Origin of the sequence: Pseudomonas sp. PD9R (assembly GCF_019200975.1) — a bacterium.
GTDB lineage: Bacteria > Pseudomonadota > Gammaproteobacteria > Pseudomonadales > Pseudomonadaceae > Aquipseudomonas.
The window spans coordinates 390,430-406,661 of sequence record NZ_JAHTMR010000004.1; the positions used below are offsets into that span (position 1 = coordinate 390,430).

Sequence of the window (16,232 nt, forward strand, 5' to 3'; positions counted from 1 at the left end):
TCGGCGAAATGAATGATAAATCAGGCGATTGCTTTCTTAGGCATGGCGTTTTCCGCAGCTTCTTTCAGCGTCAACACCAACGAGGTTGCGTCCATATCGGATCCGCCTCTTTCCATGTGATTTTTGAGTAGTGCATGCGCAGCTTCGGCAGTGGCGATGGTAGCGCCGACTTCACGACCAGCGTCCATGGCAAGAGTCAGGTCTTTGGCCAATAACCAGGTTTTAAAGCCGGCCTTGTAACCTTTAGAAGCTGGTGAGCTAGGAACAACGCCCTCGCCTGGGTTCCAGACGCGGAATGTCCAGTTATCAGCGGTCGAGCGAATTGCGATCTCAAAGAACTCTTTGAGATTCAGACCCAAGCGCTCGGCTAAAGCAGTAGCTTCACAGTTTACCGCTACACAAACACCCATAATGAGGTTGTTCACAACCTTTGCAGCCTGACCAGCTTCAGGGCCACCAGCGTGAGCAACGTAATCGCCCATTGGGCCCAGCAACTCTTTGGCTCGAGCGACGTGAGGATCTTCACAGCCAATCATGAAGGTTAAGGTACCGTCGATTGCGCCCTCGGTGCCGCCCGATACTGGCGCTTCGGCGAAGATACGCCCTGCTTTCTTGGCAGAAGCATGGAGTGACCGAGCATTTTCAATTCCGATGGTGGAGCAATCGATAACGATGGTGTTGGGATCGATGCTAGCAAACACGCCGTTCGGCCCAGCAAGAACTTCCTTCACTTCAACGCCGGTGGGCAGCATGGTGAAGACTGCCTCCACGCCCTTACAAGCTTCGGAAATCGTTTGGCAGATCTGAACACCGTTTTTGGCTGCAAGTTCACGTGCAGCTGGATCGATGTCTACACCTTTGACAGCGTAGCCAGCGTTCATCATATGTTTGGACATCGGAATGCCCATGAAACCCAGGCCGATCCAAGCGATAGTCTTCATTTTTGTTCTCCATTGCTTACGAGGGATTGTACAAATTAATTGGGTAATGCAACTATTTCCTGCGCACTAACGTCGAGCACAACTTATCAATTAGCTTCGTGACATTATCTTTAGCGCTGATCTATCGACTTTAAATAGGGATTTACGCTTACGCTGTTCCAGACACCATTCAGAGCGAAAGGGTCGTTTTTCTGAAAGTCGATAGCTTGTTGAAGCGACTCGGCTTCAACAACAAGCATGCTGCCGATTTTTTTGTCACTGTCGGTAGCGGTATAAGGGCCAGCTACCACAATTTTGATGGAGGCACTCTTGAGATAAGTGCGGTGCGCGTCATAGAACTCATCACGCCGGGTAGGCGTAGACGGATCATCTTTGCAGTAGATGACATATAGCATGTTGCACCTATTATTATTTGTTTGGCTCTGTGAACGAATCTAAGTCACTTATAAATGGCTTAACTCGATGGAACTCACATTACTCCCGCTGGTTGTGCCTTCACAACACAATAAACACACAGCCGGCGTGCAAAAATTCACTGATGGCGGTGCGAGCCATCAGCAAATTTTTCAGAGAAAGATCGCCCGGTTCGCATCCACCTGCTCTGCGATGAACCTCGCGACCTCTCGGATATGAGCGGCCTTTCTGTGATCCTCATGAACGTGCATGTAGAACGAACGCTTGATGCTGACCTCGTTTGGAAGGACGGCGATCAGTTTAGGAAATGAGGTCGCGATATAGGCGGGAAGGATACCGAGCACCTTACCACCCAAAACCGTATGCACTTGGGTTAGCAGGTTGGTACTGCGCAGGCGCGAGACTAACTCCACGTCCAATCCACTGGAAAAATTGAGCTGGGGGGCGAACAAGAGATCCTCAACGTACCCCACAAAGGGATGCTGCTCGAGATCCTTCTGGGTATGTATCGGGGGAGATTCATCAAGGTACTGACGCGTCGCATAGATCTGAAGGCGATAGTCCGTCAGGCGTCGAGAAGCAACCCGCATATGTTCAGCAGTCGCCAAGCTGATGCCGATATCCGCCTCTCGTTTGGAAAGACTAAATACCCGCGCCGCTGCATAGATCTCTACCTCTAGATTAGGATACTTCCTTGTGAGTTCTGCCATTCTAGGTGCTAGAAATACACTTCCGAAACCATCTGGAGCACCAATCCTGACGAGCCCCGAAATTTGTCCAGGATCACTCTCGTCGCTTTTATAAGAAAGTAAAATGCTTTCCATACTTTCAACAGCATTTAAAACCCGCTCCCCTTCGGGAGTTAATTCGTAACCAGAATTACTTTTGTGGAATAGTCTTATTTTCAATCCTTCTTCCAAGGCTGAAATATGACGCGCTACCGTTGTATGCTCGGTACCAAGTCTTTCGGCAGCACCTGAAAGCGTGCCAGCTCTTGCTACAGCTAAAAAGTATCGAAAATCATCCCAGTTTTCGTTTTTTTGTTTTTTTGCCATAACTCAACTCTCAATGACGGTAAAAACTTACTCATCAGAAACCTCCCAAGGTGCCTTGGCAGAAAAATGGGACTCAATGAAGGTTTTGAAAGCATCGACTTTCGCAGATGTGTAAGCAGATGAAGGTCTAACAAAGTACACGCCTGAGTCGGTACTGAATGTCCACTCAGTAAGAACTCGAACTAGCTGCCCTTTCTTAATCCCCTTGGCCATCAACCACGTACTACCAGCCACGATGCCCAATCCATGACTGGCAGCAATGAGAAGACCTTCGTTGTCATTACTTTTGATCGACCCTTTTGGCCTGATTGTGACGGCCTTACCGCCGGACACGAGGCGCCAATCAGGAAAAGTGCTAAATCCGGTGTAGGACAGACATTGGTGTTTCACCAAGTCGTCAGGGTGCGTGGGCGCTCCATGTTGCTCAATGTACTCAGGCGAGGCACACATGATGCGTCTTTGATCGCAAAGCTTCCGTGCAATTAGCCGGCTGTCCGGCAAATCCCCGATACGTATCGCCAAGTCATAACCTTTCGAGACTATATCCACGAAATCATCCGTGTACTCGAGCTCCAGGGAGAGATGGGGATGGAGTTTGGCGAACTCGGCAATCAGCGGGCTCAACCACATCCGCCCCATCGCGGAGGGCAGGGACATCCTGAGCGTTCCTTGAATCTGCGAAGAGTTCTGTAACGCTTCAGATTGAGCCTCTCCTATCAATCGAGCAGCGAAACGGATGTTCTCAACGAAACGAGCACCGACGTCGGTGAACCGTACAGTCCGGGTAGTTCTCTCCACCAGACGAACACCCAACCTCATTTCCAAGGCTGAAATACGCTTGGACAAAACGGATGGATGCCGCTCGAGAACCTTCGCTGCCGCTGAAAACGTCTGATGATCTGCAAGCGCAAGGATTGCGGAGAGCTCATCTGCTTTACGGCTATCGAACGGATCCATCAACAACCTCACCAGTGCGGTTTGCTAACTAAGGAACAAGGACGATCGAACCTTTTGAATGTCCGTTCTCAATGTCCTGCTGGGCCTTGGAGGCTTCATTCAAAGGATAAATTTTCGAGACATTGGCCTTGATGATGCCCTTGGCAATAGCATCCAGCACATCTGCTGCACGCTCTTGATAGGCTTCAGTAGTAGCAGTATGTGCCAACAAGGAAGGTCGTGTGAGGTACAGCGATCCTTTGGCGTTGAGCGTCCCTACTGCTATGGGCTCAGGCACACCACTGGAGATGCCATAGGAAACCATCAGACCACGCACTCTCAGGCAATCCAGCGAAGTGTCGAAGGTTTGCTTGCCGATCGGGTCATAAACAACGTCGGCCTTGTTTCCGCCGGTAACTTCTTGGACGTTTGCTGCCAATGTCGCGCTATCAAACACGAACACATGGTCACAACCAGCAGCACGTGCCCGCTCTACGCTGGCTTCTTTCGACACAACACCAATTACGTTCGCACCCAAGTATTTCGCCCACGATGCCATCAGCTGGCCAACTCCGCCTGCAGCGCCGTAGAGCAAAATGTTTGTGCCCTTGCTAACCGGGTAAGTGGTTTTTAGCAGGTATTGAGCGGTAATGCCTTTAAACAGGATAGAGGCCGCTTCTTCAAAACTCACAGAGTCAGGCAGCTTAACCAATCGCTCAGCTGGATAAAGTCTGACAGCTGCATAGCTACCGATAGGGCCAGTTGCGTATGCAACGCGATCACCAACCTTAACGTTCGTCACGTTTGGCCCAATGGCCTCTACAACGCCAGCGCCTTCCAAGCCAATGCCAGACGGAAGAGGAATCTTCACCTCACCACGGCGCTGACTGATATCCAGAGGATTCACACCTACAGCATGTTGCTTGAGACGCACCTGCCCCTCAGCCGGCTCACCGACCTGGATGCTGCCCAGATGAAGTTGCTCGGCACCGCCAAAGCTTTCTAAACGCACTACATCGACCATGACTCACCTCCAGTGATTGCACTGCACCCAAGGTCGCACCTTGCACCATTTGCAACAAGCCACACCCCATGCATTACAGAGCTGCACCATTTGCACAAATAAGCCGCCATACCTCTCCGTGACCCGTTTAAACGGCTGTGCAGCAGATATAGGGCGACCCACAGTGCATCCCCTATTTTATGCACATCCATTGAGCAGATTCTGCTCTGTGCCACTCGTTAGACCACTCATAGACTCGGCTCCACTACCACAGGTAATTGGAGACGTTGCCCCCCGCTGTCCGCACTACGAACCATCGAGCATGACCGAGTTATCGGGGCGCCAGCTTCAGATAAATCCAACGATGGCGGCCAGTTCAATTGGCCGGCAGTCAAGAACAAAAACAAAACGAGCCCACAGGGCCGAGGAACTGCAAAATGAATGAGATAGCCCAAGAGCGAGCCATTGGCTCATCCGAAATAGGACGCCAAGACAAGAAGGTTATTTTCGCCTCTTCTCTTGGAACGATTTTCGAGTGGTACGATTTCTTTCTGTATGGCGCCATGGCAGCCATCATCGGCAAGCACTTCTTCTCCGGCGTCAACGATACAACCGCCTTCATCTTCGCGCTCATGACCTTCGCCGCCGGCTTCCTCGTAAGGCCTTTCGGTGCGCTTGTGTTTGGGCGCCTGGGCGACATGATCGGCAGAAAATACACTTTCATGGTCACCATTATATTAATGGGCGTATCGACGTTCTTTGTTGGCTTACTTCCGACCTATGCCTCTTGGGGTATCGCTGCGCCGATCATTCTTGTGGCTTTGCGTATGCTCCAGGGCCTTGCGCTCGGTGGCGAATATGGTGGCGCCGCCACTTACGTTGCCGAGCATGCACCTAGGAACAAACGCGGCATGTTTACCGGCTGGATTCAATCCACCGCAACCTTCGGCCTGCTTCTTTCCCTTCTGGTCATCCTGATCTGCCGTAAGGTCACCGGCGATCAGTTTGAAGAATGGGGCTGGCGAATCCCTTTCCTGCTCTCCCTAGTGATGGTCGGTATCTCTGCATGGATTCGCATGAGCATGCATGAGTCTCCTTCCTTCAAAAAAATGAAGGAAGAAGGTACGACGAGCAGCTCGCCAATTCGCGACTCGTTCGGCTCTTGGTCAAATCTCAAGATAGTGTTGACTGCGCTGTTCGGCATCAACGCCGGCCAGGCGGTGACCTTCTACACCTCTCAGTTTTACGTCTTGTTCTTCATGAACCAGTTCTTGAAGATGGATCCGGCACAGTCCAACACCCTGCTGATTATTAGCGTGGTTATCGGAGCACCTTTCTTCGTCATCTTCGGCTCACTCTCCGACAAGATTGGTCGTAAGCCAATTCTGATGGTCGGTTTATTACTTGCCACTCTTCTGTACTTCCCTCTGTTCAAAGCTCTGAGCTACTACGGGAATCCTCAGATCTCGCAAGCCACCGCAACAGCTCCTGTCACAGTTACCGCTGACCCGGCCACTTGCACGTTCCAATTCGATCCAGTCGGTAAAGCCAAATTTGATAGTGCTTGCGATAAGACTAAGACATACCTGGCCAAAATGGGCATCCCATATGAGTCAATTGCAGGCCCAGTAGGTAGCGACATAAAAATCGCCGTAGGTAGCACAGTCCTCAGCGGCTTTGACGCAGCGGCTATCAAGAAGGTGACTGTAGAGGCTGGTTACACGGCGACTGCTGACCCCGCCTTGGTAAACCAGCCAATGGTGGTAGCTATCATTGTTGCTCTGATCCTCATTGCCTGTATGACATACGGCCCTCTAGCAGCAACCATGGTTGAGCTTTTCCCGACCCGTATCCGTTACACCTCGATGTCTCTGCCGTATCACATCGGTAACGGCTGGTTTGGTGGTCTTCTGCCGACCGTATCCTTCGCCCTGGTGGTGTACACCGGCGACATCTACTACGGCCTTTGGTACCCGGTGCTCGTAACTGGCATCAGCCTCGTGATCGGCACCATCGCGCTGAAAGAGACAAAAAACGTCGATCTCGATGCCGTCGAAACTTCGAAGTAAAAGCATCGATTTCAAAAACTGCTACCCAAGGAGACACTCATGAATGCTTCACTGAACAAGAACGACACCACAGTGGCTCAGGTTAAGTTGCTGATCAACGGCGAGTGGGTTGATTCCAAAACCACCGAGTGGCTCGAAGTGGTAAACCCTGCCTCGCAAGAGGTACTGGCAAAAGTGCCTCTGGCCACCCAGGAAGAAGTTAAGGCCGCAATCGACTCCGCAGAACGCGCTTTCCAGAACTGGAAAAAAACGCCGCTCGGCGCCCGCATGCGCATCATGCTCAAGCTCCAAGCCTTGATTCGCGAGAACTCCAAGCGTATCGCGGCTGTCCTGAGCGCGGAGCAAGGCAAGACGATTGCCGACGCTGAAGGCGATATCTTCCGTGGTCTCGAGGTTGTGGAGCACGCGTGCTCGATCAGCACTCTGCAAATGGGTGAGTTCGCCGAGAACGTCGCCGGTGGTGTTGATACCTACACCCTGCGCCAACCGATCGGCGTCTGCGCCGGCATCACTCCGTTCAACTTCCCGGCGATGATCCCGCTGTGGATGTTCCCAATGGCGATCGTTACCGGCAATACCTTCGTCCTGAAACCTTCGGAGCAAGATCCGCTGTCTACCATGATGCTGGTGGAACTGGGCCTCGAAGCCGGGATCCCTCCAGGCGTCCTTAACGTCGTTCACGGCGGCAAAGAAGTCGTCGATGCTTTGTGCACTAACCCAGACATCAAGGCCATTTCGTTTGTAGGCTCGACCCACGTCGGCACCCACGTGTACAACTTGGGCAGCCAGCACGGCAAGCGCGTTCAATCGATGATGGGCGCCAAGAACCACGCAGTGGTGCTGCCTGATGCGAACCGTGAGCACACCCTAAACGCATTGGTCGGTGCTGGGTTCGGTGCTGCTGGCCAGCGCTGCATGGCGACGTCAGTAATTGTATTGGTGGGTGAGGCCCGCACCTGGCTGCCGGACATCAAGGAGCTGGCTCTGAAACTGAAAGTGAACGCCGGCTCTGAACCTGGCACCGATATCGGCCCAGTGATTTCCAAGCGCGCAAAACAACGCATTCTGGATCTGATCGATAGCGGTGTTCGTCAAGGCGCCAAACTGGAACTGGATGGCCGCGACATCAAGGTACCAGGCTACGAAGATGGCAACTTCATCGGCCCTACCTTATTCTCGGGTGTGACGACTGAAATGGACATCTACACCCAGGAAATCTTTGGCCCGGTGCTCGTTGTTCTGGAAGCCGAGACGTTGGACGATGCAATCGAGTTGGTGAACGCCAATCCATTCGGTAACGGCGTTGGTCTCTTCACTCAAAGCGGCGCTGCTGCTCGCAAGTTCCAGAGCGAGATCGACGTCGGTCAGGTGGGTATCAACATTCCAATCCCGGTACCCGTCCCAGCCTTTAGCTTCACTGGCTCTCGGGGCTCCAAGCTGGGTGACCTCGGCCCGTACGGCAAGCAGGTTATTCAGTTCTACACCCAGACCAAAACCGTCACCAGCCGCTGGTTTGATGACTCCACCGTCAATGACGGTGTGAACACCACCATCAATCTCAAGTAAAACGGCACGAGGCTACCTGGCGCAAGCCAGGTAGCCTACTCTCCCCGCTGCAGCTTTCCCTATTCTCAGTTCTTGCCCCCAAATAGTGTTCTGACTCCCTCAGGCGCAAGGCGTCTTTGCATCGCAACAAACTCAATGTCCTCATACTCATCAACATCGCCGTTTGGGAGGAAATTGTGTCGTTCCCAAAAACCTCGCGATTGTTCATTAGTTTTTGCATAGCACAAGAATACACACTCAACACTCTTTGACATCAGGCAGTCCAGCGCGTCTTTAAGATGTTAGAGCCAATACCCTGTCCATCGGCATGCTTCGACGATGAGGAGGCCGATCATCGCCGTTGTAGGCAAGCGTCCGGTCAAGGTACATCGTCATGGGCTACGCTGTGATCGTTGAAGATTGAGGCTCCCAACATGGAATGTGAGGTTCGCCCCGCTACAAGCGAAGATACAGCAGCGATTAGCAGTGTGGTGATCGCCGCTCTGCGTGAGTCAAATTCACAGGATTACTCACCTGACGTTATCGCTCAGGTAGAGCGGAGCTTTGCTCCTGAAGTCATCGGCGCACTGTTCGATAAGCGCAAGATTTTCGTAGCCTTGCTAGGCGAAAATATCACCGGTACTGCAAGCCTCGACGGCGATGTAGTTAGAAGCGTTTTCGTTGATCCTGCGTACCAAGGTCGCGGTATCGGTGGGCAGTTGATGGATGCCATTCATGCTACTGCTACCAGCTCTGGTGTTGGAGCTTTGCGGGTGCCGTCTTCGATTACAGCGTAATAGTTTTACGCTGCGCTGGGTTATCAGATAATCCGCGACGAGTTTCATGGGGCTGAGCGCACCATCATTATGGAAAAACGGCTTGCGGGCCAGTCCAGGCCATTCACCCACTTATGCGGCAGGCGGTCAGTGATTTCACTCGCCCGCTGCGCTGGCAGACGAGTCAGAACGCCCTTTTAGATACGCGTACGGATCATGCCCGTTCATACCCGCAGACTGGATCAAACTCATGATCGCCGCCGCCCACTAGCCGCTGCGCAGCGACCCAGCATGCAACCAATTCGAGCGGCCAAGCGTCAATGGCAGGATCTGATTCTCGACCTGATGGTTGTCGACGGGGCTGTATCCAGGGCCCGGCACAGAGGAGGCCGCTTTGAGCCCCAAAAAAATGGCGCCACGAAGGGCGCCCTTTTCTGGCGAGATCACCCTAGCTCGAAGAGCCCACTGTCGTAGTACCCTGGTAGGTAACATTCGGCTTCCAATTTGTCTCCACATCCTGGGGAAACTCGGAGAAGTAGTAACGCCCTTCCGTCATCTTGGTTGCGATGACATGCAAGATCGGGCCGACGATCATGGCAATGAAGGATGCGTAGTACATTGGATATGCTCCGAGTACACCTGCTGCACCAATCGCCACCGCTATCAGCAGACTAAACACGCCGCAAGGGTTCCACTTGCAAAGATACTCTTTGCGGAATTCGATGAAGTCGTCAGGAGCGAGCTTCATGACCTTCCGACAGATGTAGTAGTCAGCAAGGATGATGAATACCCAGGTGTTGGTGAGGATGCCGGTGATGGCAAGGAAGGTGCCCGTGTACTGGAGGATATTGCATACGTAGAACACGATCCCGAGTGCCAGTACCAGCAGCATCCACCATTGACGACCAGGTCGGAAATTGAAGGTCATGTCCATGGTGTTGGACAAGGCGATCGAGCCTGAGTACAGGTTCAGTACGTTGATGCGTACCTGGGTGATGATGGTGAAGACGACACCTGTCAGCGCCATGACAGCTGGGAAAACAAAACCTGGGTCTTTCGCCAGTGCAAATACATCACCCGAGCCAAGCGTTGGAATCAAGGTATAGGCGAGGAATGCCCCGCAAAGCATCACGAACACGATAGGGAGCAGCATGCCGAGCATGATGACCGAAGTCCCCCTGTGGGTAATGCCTGGCTTGGCGAAACGTCCATAGTCAGTCGCCAGTAAGCCCTGGAACACGATCTGTCCATTGGCCATGTTCATCACCGCCCAGAAAGCAGCAGAATTAACTTCACCCTTAGGTTTCCAGTCACTCGGCATCACGACATCGTAGTTGTGGGTCAACTGGTAGAGACAAAAACCAAAAAGAACGATGAAGATCGGCACACCCCAAGTCTGAAGGAACTGCATGGAAGACATGCCCTTCCAGACAAACCAAATAGTGATGATCCCGATACCTGCGAAGATTCCGATCCCCGCCGGCGAGGCGACCTCTATGCCCGCGTAATGGGCAATGCCGTGGGAGACGATGGTACCTTCGAAAAGGAAGTAGAAAATGAAGTTGACCGCGTAGATGAGCGAGGTGAAAGCAGACCCCATGTACCCGAAACCCAACCCTCGGGTCATCAAGTTCATCGACAGACCTTCTTTGCTCGCGAGCTTCATGATGCAGGAGCCGATGACCGTAGCGATGACAGTCATGTATAGCAGTGGCCAAATCATGTTTGGCCAACCCACCTCATAACCCATATCGGCTCCAAGGCTGAACCAGAACATAGCAGTAGAGTTGCCGAGCAAAACTAGGATGATGGCAGGGATAGGCCACCGATATCGCGCCGGCACACGGCCAACCGCATAGTCTTCAACCGCTTCAGCCTCAGTAATATCCTGAGGCCCTTGGAACCAATCTTTGAGCTTGCTCATAAACCACCCTCACACTTTTGTAGTACCGCCTGGGTAGGCAGCTGTTTTGTCGCGGGCAGAGAAACACGACGACAGCTGGAGCAGCTGCCGCCATGAACACGTATTCTTATTAGGAGTAGAACTTTCTTACTTAGCGAAACTTGCCTTCGCCGGTACTCTCGAACGCTTGAGCAACACGGAAAATGGTCGACTCATCGTAGTGACGACCGACTAGCATCAGTCCTACTGGAAGACCTTCAATGCCACCGCAAGGCAGGCTGATCGCTGGGTGATGAGTCATATCGAATGGCGCCGTATTCAAGGCCATCGGGTGCGAAGTCTTGAGTTCTTGCTCAACCGTCGTACCAGCATCAGGGAGCGTCAGCGCTGTCATCGGCGTGGTCGGCATGAGGAGCAGATCAACCTTGTTGAGTAGGTTGTCGTACTGTCCACGAAGGATCCGCGCGGCGTTGATACCGTTGCCATAACCAACGCAACCGATGTGCTTACGCGCATATTCGGAGATCAGGAAGAAAAGCTTAATACTTGGCGGAGCCAGGTGGATGCCTGCGCCCTGTTCGTGCACCCATTTCATCAGGTGAACCGGATACTGGTCATTACGCATGATTCCGAAGCCATTGGTCTTGATGGCGGTCTCAGTCATGCCCGTCCAACCAACGGTCGTCCAGATATCCAGTCCATGGCGATGCATGGGGACAGATACATCCACCACAGTAGCGCCCAGCTTCTCCAAGATGCCAGCAGCATCACGCACCCGAGCCCCCACACGAGGGTCGCTGCCAGGCACTTCGAAGCCTTCTTTGAGAATGCCAATGCGCAGGCCTTTCACCCCTTGAGTGAGTGCTGCTTCGTAGTCGGAAGCTTCAACACCTTGCTGCCGACCATCTATACCGTCTGGGCCTGCTAACACGCTCATCATAAGAGCACAGTCCGCCACGTTGGCGGTCATTGGGCCGACGTGGTCGAATGAAGCATCGAGCGAAGGAATGCCGGTATAGGGAACCAGGCCAAAAGTTGGCTTCAGTCCTACGATGCCACTGAAAGACGCAGGCATACGGATGGAGCCCGCTTGGTCAGCCCCCAAGGCCATATCCACCTGGCCAGAGGCGACCAGTGCAGCCGAGCCCGAAGATGAACCACCGGCAGAACGACTTTCATCCCAAGGGTTTCCGATGCGGCCACCAACACTGGTGTGGCTGCTACCGGAGAAGCACAAATACTCGCAATTCGCTTTTCCAGTGATAGTGCCGCCAGCGGCGAGAATCCGCTTCACGACTTCTGCATCAAAGTCTGGCACGTAGCCGTCGAAGATGTTGGAGCCGGCTAGCATCGGCAAGCCTGCCACTGGAATGCTGTCTTTTACAGCAATGGTACGACCAGCAAGCTTACCGGTTTTGCATTCTTGAACGTTCGAGCGAACGTACCAGGCGTTGTTTCTGTTATCCCCCACTGAGGGGATCAAGAATTCGCGCTGGATCTTCGATGGACTGATGTGATCTGCCAGCAACCCATCCACAATGTCGTAGTTGTGAAGGCTTGTACCAACTACCTCAGCATATGCAATAGCATCTTCCTGGCTTATTTTCAGGCCGAGGTTTGCCGAGATTGACAGGATGTCGTCCGGCGTTGGAGCCGGGATTCCCAGGCCGTTCGGTTTGCTTGCGTTGGACATTGTTCTACCTTCTTTTGTCAGCTCAAAAACGCTGGATTCGGTGCTGCATGCGCCATATCCAAGTCCTGATCTAACCTAACGCCCACACGTCAGCTTGGCCTGCCTGTCACCGCCAATCTTCATTGACCAAAACTGACACATACCCCCTGCACTCCTCTGGAGGGGTATTGTTGGAGCAGAAATATCCATTGGGCTAGCTACATTCCGTCATGCCACAAGCCCCGCGATCATTGGTGAAAGCACCACCATCAGTACACCACTGAATATCATCGTCAGACTCGCTACCGCGCCTTCCTCGCGGCCCAGGCTTCGAGCAATGCTCAAACCAAATCCGTGTGCGGCTGTGCCAAGCGGGGCTCCTTTAGCAAGACGACTACGCAACGGAATCAAGGTCAGAATGAGCTCTCCGAGGACGATCCCGAACAAACCAGTGATGACTACAAATACTCCTGTCAGCTGTGCGGTACCTCCGAGGTTCGCAGTAGCTTCAAGAGCAAAGGGAGTGGACACCGATCGGGAAAGCAGGCTCCGCGTGATCACGTCATCCAAGCTCAGCGCTCGAGCTACCAGAAGCGTTACCACAACCGATACCAAGATGCTGACCAAGCTCCCTGCCACCAGTGCAATCCAATATTTCCGGACGATCCTCCGATTCTGATAAATCGGGAGAGCGAAAGCGACCGTTGCCGGCCCCAACAGCCATACCAACCACTGCGTGTCCTTAAAATAGAGCGGATAGCTGGAGGATGTCGCCTGCACAAGCGCAATTAGCAAGATCGATGTAGGGATCGCTGGGATCAGCCAGATGCGTTGATGCTTCTTGTAAACGGCTTGGTTTCCGTAAAACACAGCGATCGTGATAAATAAGAAAAGCAGCGAAAGCATTGAGTCTTTCATGATCATTTCTGCCCCGCCACGAACGCACGATTTCTTCGAGCTTCAGTGATATTTCTGTATTGCCGCTTCCTGATTAACTGACATATCCACTCCACAACGAAAGCAGTGATCAGCAGGACGGACACAAAGCCAATGCCGATGGCGAGCATGAGCTTCAAACCTTCGGCCTCGAGTAGATCCGTGTACTGCACCACCGACACTACCAAGGGAATAAAATACAGAAGCATGTTGGCAAGAATCAGCTCCGCCCCGCCCTCGATCCAGCCCGGTTTGATGACGCCTGTCAGCAAAAGCACGACGAGAATTCCCAAGCCAAAAATGCCGCCAGAGATTGGGAGTTCCAACATCTTCGCGCCACGATCAGCTACGAACCAAATCACACTCAAAAGCAACACCTGACCTACAACTCTCACCCATTTCATCGCGGGGCTAGGGTCAGTCAAGCGGGTCGCAGAAAACATCGTTTGAATTCCTGAAGGAGTCGCTGAATTGATTAAGTGGATGCTACGTAATTGGCATGCAAAGAAAAAATGAATTAAGTTTATTAAAATCATGCAATAAAGGAATGATCTATGGATATCCGTGCGTTGCGCTATTACGTGGAGGTGGTGAATCAGAAAAGCTTCACCAAGGCAGCCACTCGTCTGCACCTCACCCAGCCGACGGTAAGCAAGATGATTCAGGTGCTTGAGCAGAGCTTCGGCGTTTCTCTCCTGGCTAGAGAAGGCAAGCGCTTCACGGTTACCGATGCCGGCGAAATCGTGTACCAACGCGCCAAAGAAATGATGACGTTGCACGATCGGATGAAGCTCGAGGTAGATGACCTTCAGAAGGTCGAACGGGGCGTGCTGCGTATGGGCCTATCACCCTCCACTCACTCCATCTTGGCCCCAGTTTTCGGGGAATACCACTCCGCCTATCCCAAGATAGAACTCAAGCTTTTCGAGATCGGCAGTAACGCAACCCTTGGGTACCTGCGGGATGGCGTGCTGGAGTTGGGCACTCTGTTGGATTTCTCGGGCGCCACTGACCTGTGGTCTGAGTTCGATTCGCTACCTCTCTTTGAATCTCCGCTTTGCCTCCTGGCCCCGAAGAACTCGCCGTGGCAAGGCCGATCCGCTGTTGATCTCAAAGAGCTGTCAGAAAGCGAGTTCATCCTTTACGGCGACACTTTCGCGTTGAATGACCTGGTCACTAATGCTTGCGCTGAGGCCGGCTTCACGCCCCGCGTCAGTGGACGTAGTGGCCAGTGGGATTTCATGGCTTCGCTGGTAAATTTGGGAGTGGGCGTCACGCTGCTTCCTAAGGTCTTCTGCGATACGCTCGACGCCAGTAGTTTCACCATTGCGGAAATTCAATCCCCCTCACTCACCTGGAAGATCTCCCTTGCATGGCGCCGCCAAGGCCAGTTGTCGTTTGCCGCAAAGGCATGGCTGGCGTTAGCACGTAACCTCTTGGTTTCGCCAAGCGCAAGAATTGAAGGTTAAACCATCCCAGGCACCCCCTGCATAACGGTCTTCAGTGACTAAACAGCATTGATTGCATCATGACTTGGACACAGACCAATGTGTGGTCAGGTCAAAAACACAGAACAAGCTGCACATTTGCTTCACCCCACGAAAAACAAATGTGCAGAAAATGCAGTAGTAGGAGCTTAAGCCCCCTCTACGATGAGCAGCTCTGCTTGCGCGTTACCTTCACGATGAGCTTTCGCTTCCTGGTATTCAGGAGAATTATAACAGGCCAACGCCTGATCCATCGACTCAAACTCAATCACTACGTTTCGAGCCCGAACTTTACCCTCGAGCCTCTGGCATTTACCGCCACGCGCCAGAATATTTGCACCGTACTTAGCGAAGCACGCACTCGCCAACTTCGCATAGACGGAGTAAGGCTCAGCTTCTACGACATCAACATGAGCAATCCAGTAAGCCTTTGGCATTTCACCACTCCTTATAGTTATCGATATTTGCGAAGTACAGTTTCTGGATACTCGAGATATCCAAGAGTTCATTACCCTCCTGCAAGCTGCCATGAAGCGCAAAGAGATTTCGGGCTGCAGCGCCCAGCGGCACTGCAGCACCGGAGTGCTGGGCACAGTCAATCGCCAGCCCCAAGTCCTTCAGCATCAGCGTGACGTGGAAGCCGCCGTGGTAGTTGTTGCTCGCTGGTACGCCAGGCATGAGGTTTGGCCAAGGATTCCACTTCTCGACCATGAAATTCCCCCCGCTGCTACCAACCATCACCTCGCTGAGGACTTTGGGGGAAAGGCCATTTTTCGCGCCGAGAGCCAGCGCCTCTGCGGTGCCAGCCATGAGGATACCCGCCATTAAGTTGTTGCAAATCTTGGCGAGCTGACCTGAGCCGTGCCCGCCGGCATGGATGATCTTCTTGCCCATGCATTCGAAAACTGGATGAGCCCTGGATAGGACATCTTCACGGCCACCGACCATGAAACAGAGGGTGCCGGCCTGCGCCCCCATGATCCCACCTGAAACTGGCGCATCTAGGAAGGCGCTGTCAAGAGCTTCTAGCGCAGCGGCAACCTTCTTCGAAGTTGACGGGTCGATTGTCGAACAGTCGATAAACAACTTGCCCTTTACACCATAGGCAGCGAAACCACTGTCGCCAAGATAAACGCTTTCTACAACACTACTATTGGGCAGCATAGTGATTACAATCTCGCTGCCTTCAATAGCAGCAACAGCACTGAAAATGAACGAGCCCCATGAAAGACAGGACACCGTTTCCCCCTTACGATAAGGGATAGGCAAACGGTTATGTTTATGACTAACAGCAACGATAAGAGTGGGGAGCTTTTGGGTCAGGAGCGGCGGCGCCGCTGGAGCCCAGAGCAAAAACTGGCCATGGTTCGCGAGAGTCTTGAGCCAGGACAAAGTGTGTCGGTCGTCGCTCGGCGCAACGGCATCAATGCCAATCAGCTGTTTCTGTGGCGCAAGCTTTATCAGGACGGCAGCCTATCGGCGGTCAGTGCTGGCG

General features: G+C 52.9%; 15 protein-coding genes and 2 pseudogenes. 5 read left to right on the forward strand and 12 right to left on the reverse strand.

What is annotated here, in order from left to right:
- Nucleotides 1-20: 20 nt before the first annotated feature.
- The 5 genes from KUF73_RS11840 to KUF73_RS11860 all read right to left on the reverse strand — a co-directional run bounded on the left by KUF73_RS11840 (nucleotide 21) and on the right by KUF73_RS11860 (nucleotide 4,370).
- Entirely contained in the window at nucleotides 21-941 is a 921-nt protein-coding gene (locus KUF73_RS11840) for an NAD(P)-dependent oxidoreductase (protein ID WP_218438217.1), read from the reverse strand.
- Between the two features lie 110 nt (nucleotides 942-1,051).
- The gene (locus tag KUF73_RS11845; RefSeq protein WP_218438218.1) at nucleotides 1,052-1,336 is read right to left on the reverse strand and encodes a YciI family protein; all 285 of its coding nucleotides are present in this window, start codon (nucleotides 1,334-1,336) and stop codon (nucleotides 1,052-1,054) included.
- Nucleotides 1,337-1,507: 171 nt separating this feature from the next.
- Nucleotides 1,508-2,410, reverse strand: a complete 903-nt coding sequence (locus tag KUF73_RS11850) for a LysR family transcriptional regulator (RefSeq protein WP_218438219.1) — start codon at nucleotides 2,408-2,410, stop codon at nucleotides 1,508-1,510.
- A 27-nt stretch (nucleotides 2,411-2,437) separates the two neighbouring features.
- On the reverse strand, nucleotides 2,438-3,367 hold the full coding sequence (locus KUF73_RS11855) for a LysR family transcriptional regulator (RefSeq protein WP_218438220.1): 930 nt from the start codon (nucleotides 3,365-3,367) through the stop codon (nucleotides 2,438-2,440).
- A gap of 28 nt (nucleotides 3,368-3,395) precedes the next feature.
- Nucleotides 3,396-4,370 carry a quinone oxidoreductase gene (locus KUF73_RS11860; protein ID WP_218438221.1) on the reverse strand — a complete coding sequence of 325 codons (975 nt, stop codon included), beginning with the start codon at nucleotides 4,368-4,370 and terminating at the stop codon, nucleotides 3,396-3,398.
- A gap of 416 nt (nucleotides 4,371-4,786) precedes the next feature.
- On the opposite strand from KUF73_RS11860, the gene KUF73_RS11865 reads away from it, so the two are divergent.
- The 3 genes and pseudogenes from KUF73_RS11865 to KUF73_RS11875 all read left to right on the forward strand — a co-directional run.
- Nucleotides 4,787-6,418, forward strand: a complete 1,632-nt coding sequence (locus KUF73_RS11865) for an MFS transporter (RefSeq protein ID WP_218438222.1) — start codon at nucleotides 4,787-4,789, stop codon at nucleotides 6,416-6,418.
- A gap of 39 nt (nucleotides 6,419-6,457) precedes the next feature.
- The gene (locus KUF73_RS11870) at nucleotides 6,458-7,984 is read left to right on the forward strand and encodes a CoA-acylating methylmalonate-semialdehyde dehydrogenase (RefSeq protein WP_218438223.1); all 1,527 of its coding nucleotides are present in this window, start codon (nucleotides 6,458-6,460) and stop codon (nucleotides 7,982-7,984) included.
- Nucleotides 7,985-8,397: 413 nt separating this feature from the next.
- A pseudogene (locus tag KUF73_RS11875) lies at nucleotides 8,398-8,844 on the forward strand (GNAT family N-acetyltransferase); the annotation flags it as partial.
- On the opposite strand, the pseudogene KUF73_RS11880 reads toward KUF73_RS11875, so the two are convergent.
- From KUF73_RS11880 to KUF73_RS11900, 5 genes and pseudogenes are all read right to left on the reverse strand, one after another.
- A pseudogene (locus KUF73_RS11880) lies at nucleotides 8,805-9,102 on the reverse strand (transposase domain-containing protein); the annotation flags it as partial. The pseudogenes KUF73_RS11875 and KUF73_RS11880 sit on opposite strands and share 40 nt — an antisense overlap.
- Before the next feature lie 85 nt (nucleotides 9,103-9,187).
- Nucleotides 9,188-10,663: a cytosine permease gene (locus KUF73_RS11885; RefSeq protein ID WP_116264873.1), complete on the reverse strand. Its 1,476-nt coding sequence runs from the start codon at nucleotides 10,661-10,663 to the stop codon at nucleotides 9,188-9,190.
- A 130-nt stretch (nucleotides 10,664-10,793) separates the two neighbouring features.
- Nucleotides 10,794-12,335 carry an amidase gene (locus KUF73_RS11890; RefSeq protein ID WP_218438224.1) on the reverse strand — a complete coding sequence of 514 codons (1,542 nt, stop codon included), beginning with the start codon at nucleotides 12,333-12,335 and terminating at the stop codon, nucleotides 10,794-10,796.
- 207 nt (nucleotides 12,336-12,542) lie between these two features.
- Nucleotides 12,543-13,232 (reverse strand): LrgB family protein, encoded by a 690-nt coding sequence (locus tag KUF73_RS11895; protein ID WP_116264913.1) that lies wholly within the window; start codon nucleotides 13,230-13,232, stop codon nucleotides 12,543-12,545.
- A 2-nt stretch (nucleotides 13,233-13,234) separates the two neighbouring features.
- The gene (locus KUF73_RS11900) at nucleotides 13,235-13,693 is read right to left on the reverse strand and encodes a CidA/LrgA family protein (protein WP_218438225.1); all 459 of its coding nucleotides are present in this window, start codon (nucleotides 13,691-13,693) and stop codon (nucleotides 13,235-13,237) included.
- A 111-nt stretch (nucleotides 13,694-13,804) separates the two neighbouring features.
- Between KUF73_RS11900 and KUF73_RS11905 the strand changes: the two genes are divergently transcribed.
- Nucleotides 13,805-14,719 (forward strand): LysR family transcriptional regulator, encoded by a 915-nt coding sequence (locus KUF73_RS11905; RefSeq protein ID WP_218438226.1) that lies wholly within the window; start codon nucleotides 13,805-13,807, stop codon nucleotides 14,717-14,719.
- Nucleotides 14,720-14,886: 167 nt separating this feature from the next.
- Here the strand turns inward: KUF73_RS11905 and KUF73_RS11910 are convergent, their stop codons facing one another.
- On the reverse strand, nucleotides 14,887-15,174 hold the full coding sequence (locus KUF73_RS11910) for a DUF1330 domain-containing protein (protein WP_218438227.1): 288 nt from the start codon (nucleotides 15,172-15,174) through the stop codon (nucleotides 14,887-14,889).
- A gap of 1 nt (nucleotide 15,175) precedes the next feature.
- Entirely contained in the window at nucleotides 15,176-15,976 is an 801-nt protein-coding gene (gene mmsB / locus KUF73_RS11915) for a 3-hydroxyisobutyrate dehydrogenase (protein ID WP_256345600.1), read from the reverse strand.
- Between the two features lie 42 nt (nucleotides 15,977-16,018).
- Between mmsB and KUF73_RS11920 the strand changes: the two genes are divergently transcribed.
- A partial coding sequence (locus KUF73_RS11920) for a transposase (RefSeq protein WP_218438228.1) occupies nucleotides 16,019-16,232 on the forward strand: 214 nt, incomplete at its 3' end.

Coding starts and splice junctions, on each gene's coding strand:
- KUF73_RS11840 (WP_218438217.1), bottom strand. CDS start 941: ATGAAGACTATCGCTTGGATCGGCCTGGGTTTCATGGGCATTCCGATG.
- KUF73_RS11845 (WP_218438218.1), bottom strand. CDS start 1,336: ATGCTATATGTCATCTACTGCAAAGATGATCCGTCTACGCCTACCCGG.
- KUF73_RS11850 (WP_218438219.1), bottom strand. CDS start 2,410: ATGGCAAAAAAACAAAAAAACGAAAACTGGGATGATTTTCGATACTTT.
- KUF73_RS11855 (WP_218438220.1), bottom strand. CDS start 3,367: ATGGATCCGTTCGATAGCCGTAAAGCAGATGAGCTCTCCGCAATCCTT.
- KUF73_RS11860 (WP_218438221.1), bottom strand. CDS start 4,370: ATGGTCGATGTAGTGCGTTTAGAAAGCTTTGGCGGTGCCGAGCAACTT.
- KUF73_RS11865 (WP_218438222.1), top strand. CDS start 4,787: ATGAATGAGATAGCCCAAGAGCGAGCCATTGGCTCATCCGAAATAGGA.
- KUF73_RS11870 (WP_218438223.1), top strand. CDS start 6,458: ATGAATGCTTCACTGAACAAGAACGACACCACAGTGGCTCAGGTTAAG.
- KUF73_RS11885 (WP_116264873.1), bottom strand. CDS start 10,663: ATGAGCAAGCTCAAAGATTGGTTCCAAGGGCCTCAGGATATTACTGAG.
- KUF73_RS11890 (WP_218438224.1), bottom strand. CDS start 12,335: ATGTCCAACGCAAGCAAACCGAACGGCCTGGGAATCCCGGCTCCAACG.
- KUF73_RS11895 (WP_116264913.1), bottom strand. CDS start 13,232: ATGAAAGACTCAATGCTTTCGCTGCTTTTCTTATTTATCACGATCGCT.
- KUF73_RS11900 (WP_218438225.1), bottom strand. CDS start 13,693: ATGTTTTCTGCGACCCGCTTGACTGACCCTAGCCCCGCGATGAAATGG.
- KUF73_RS11905 (WP_218438226.1), top strand. CDS start 13,805: ATGGATATCCGTGCGTTGCGCTATTACGTGGAGGTGGTGAATCAGAAA.
- KUF73_RS11910 (WP_218438227.1), bottom strand. CDS start 15,174: ATGCCAAAGGCTTACTGGATTGCTCATGTTGATGTCGTAGAAGCTGAG.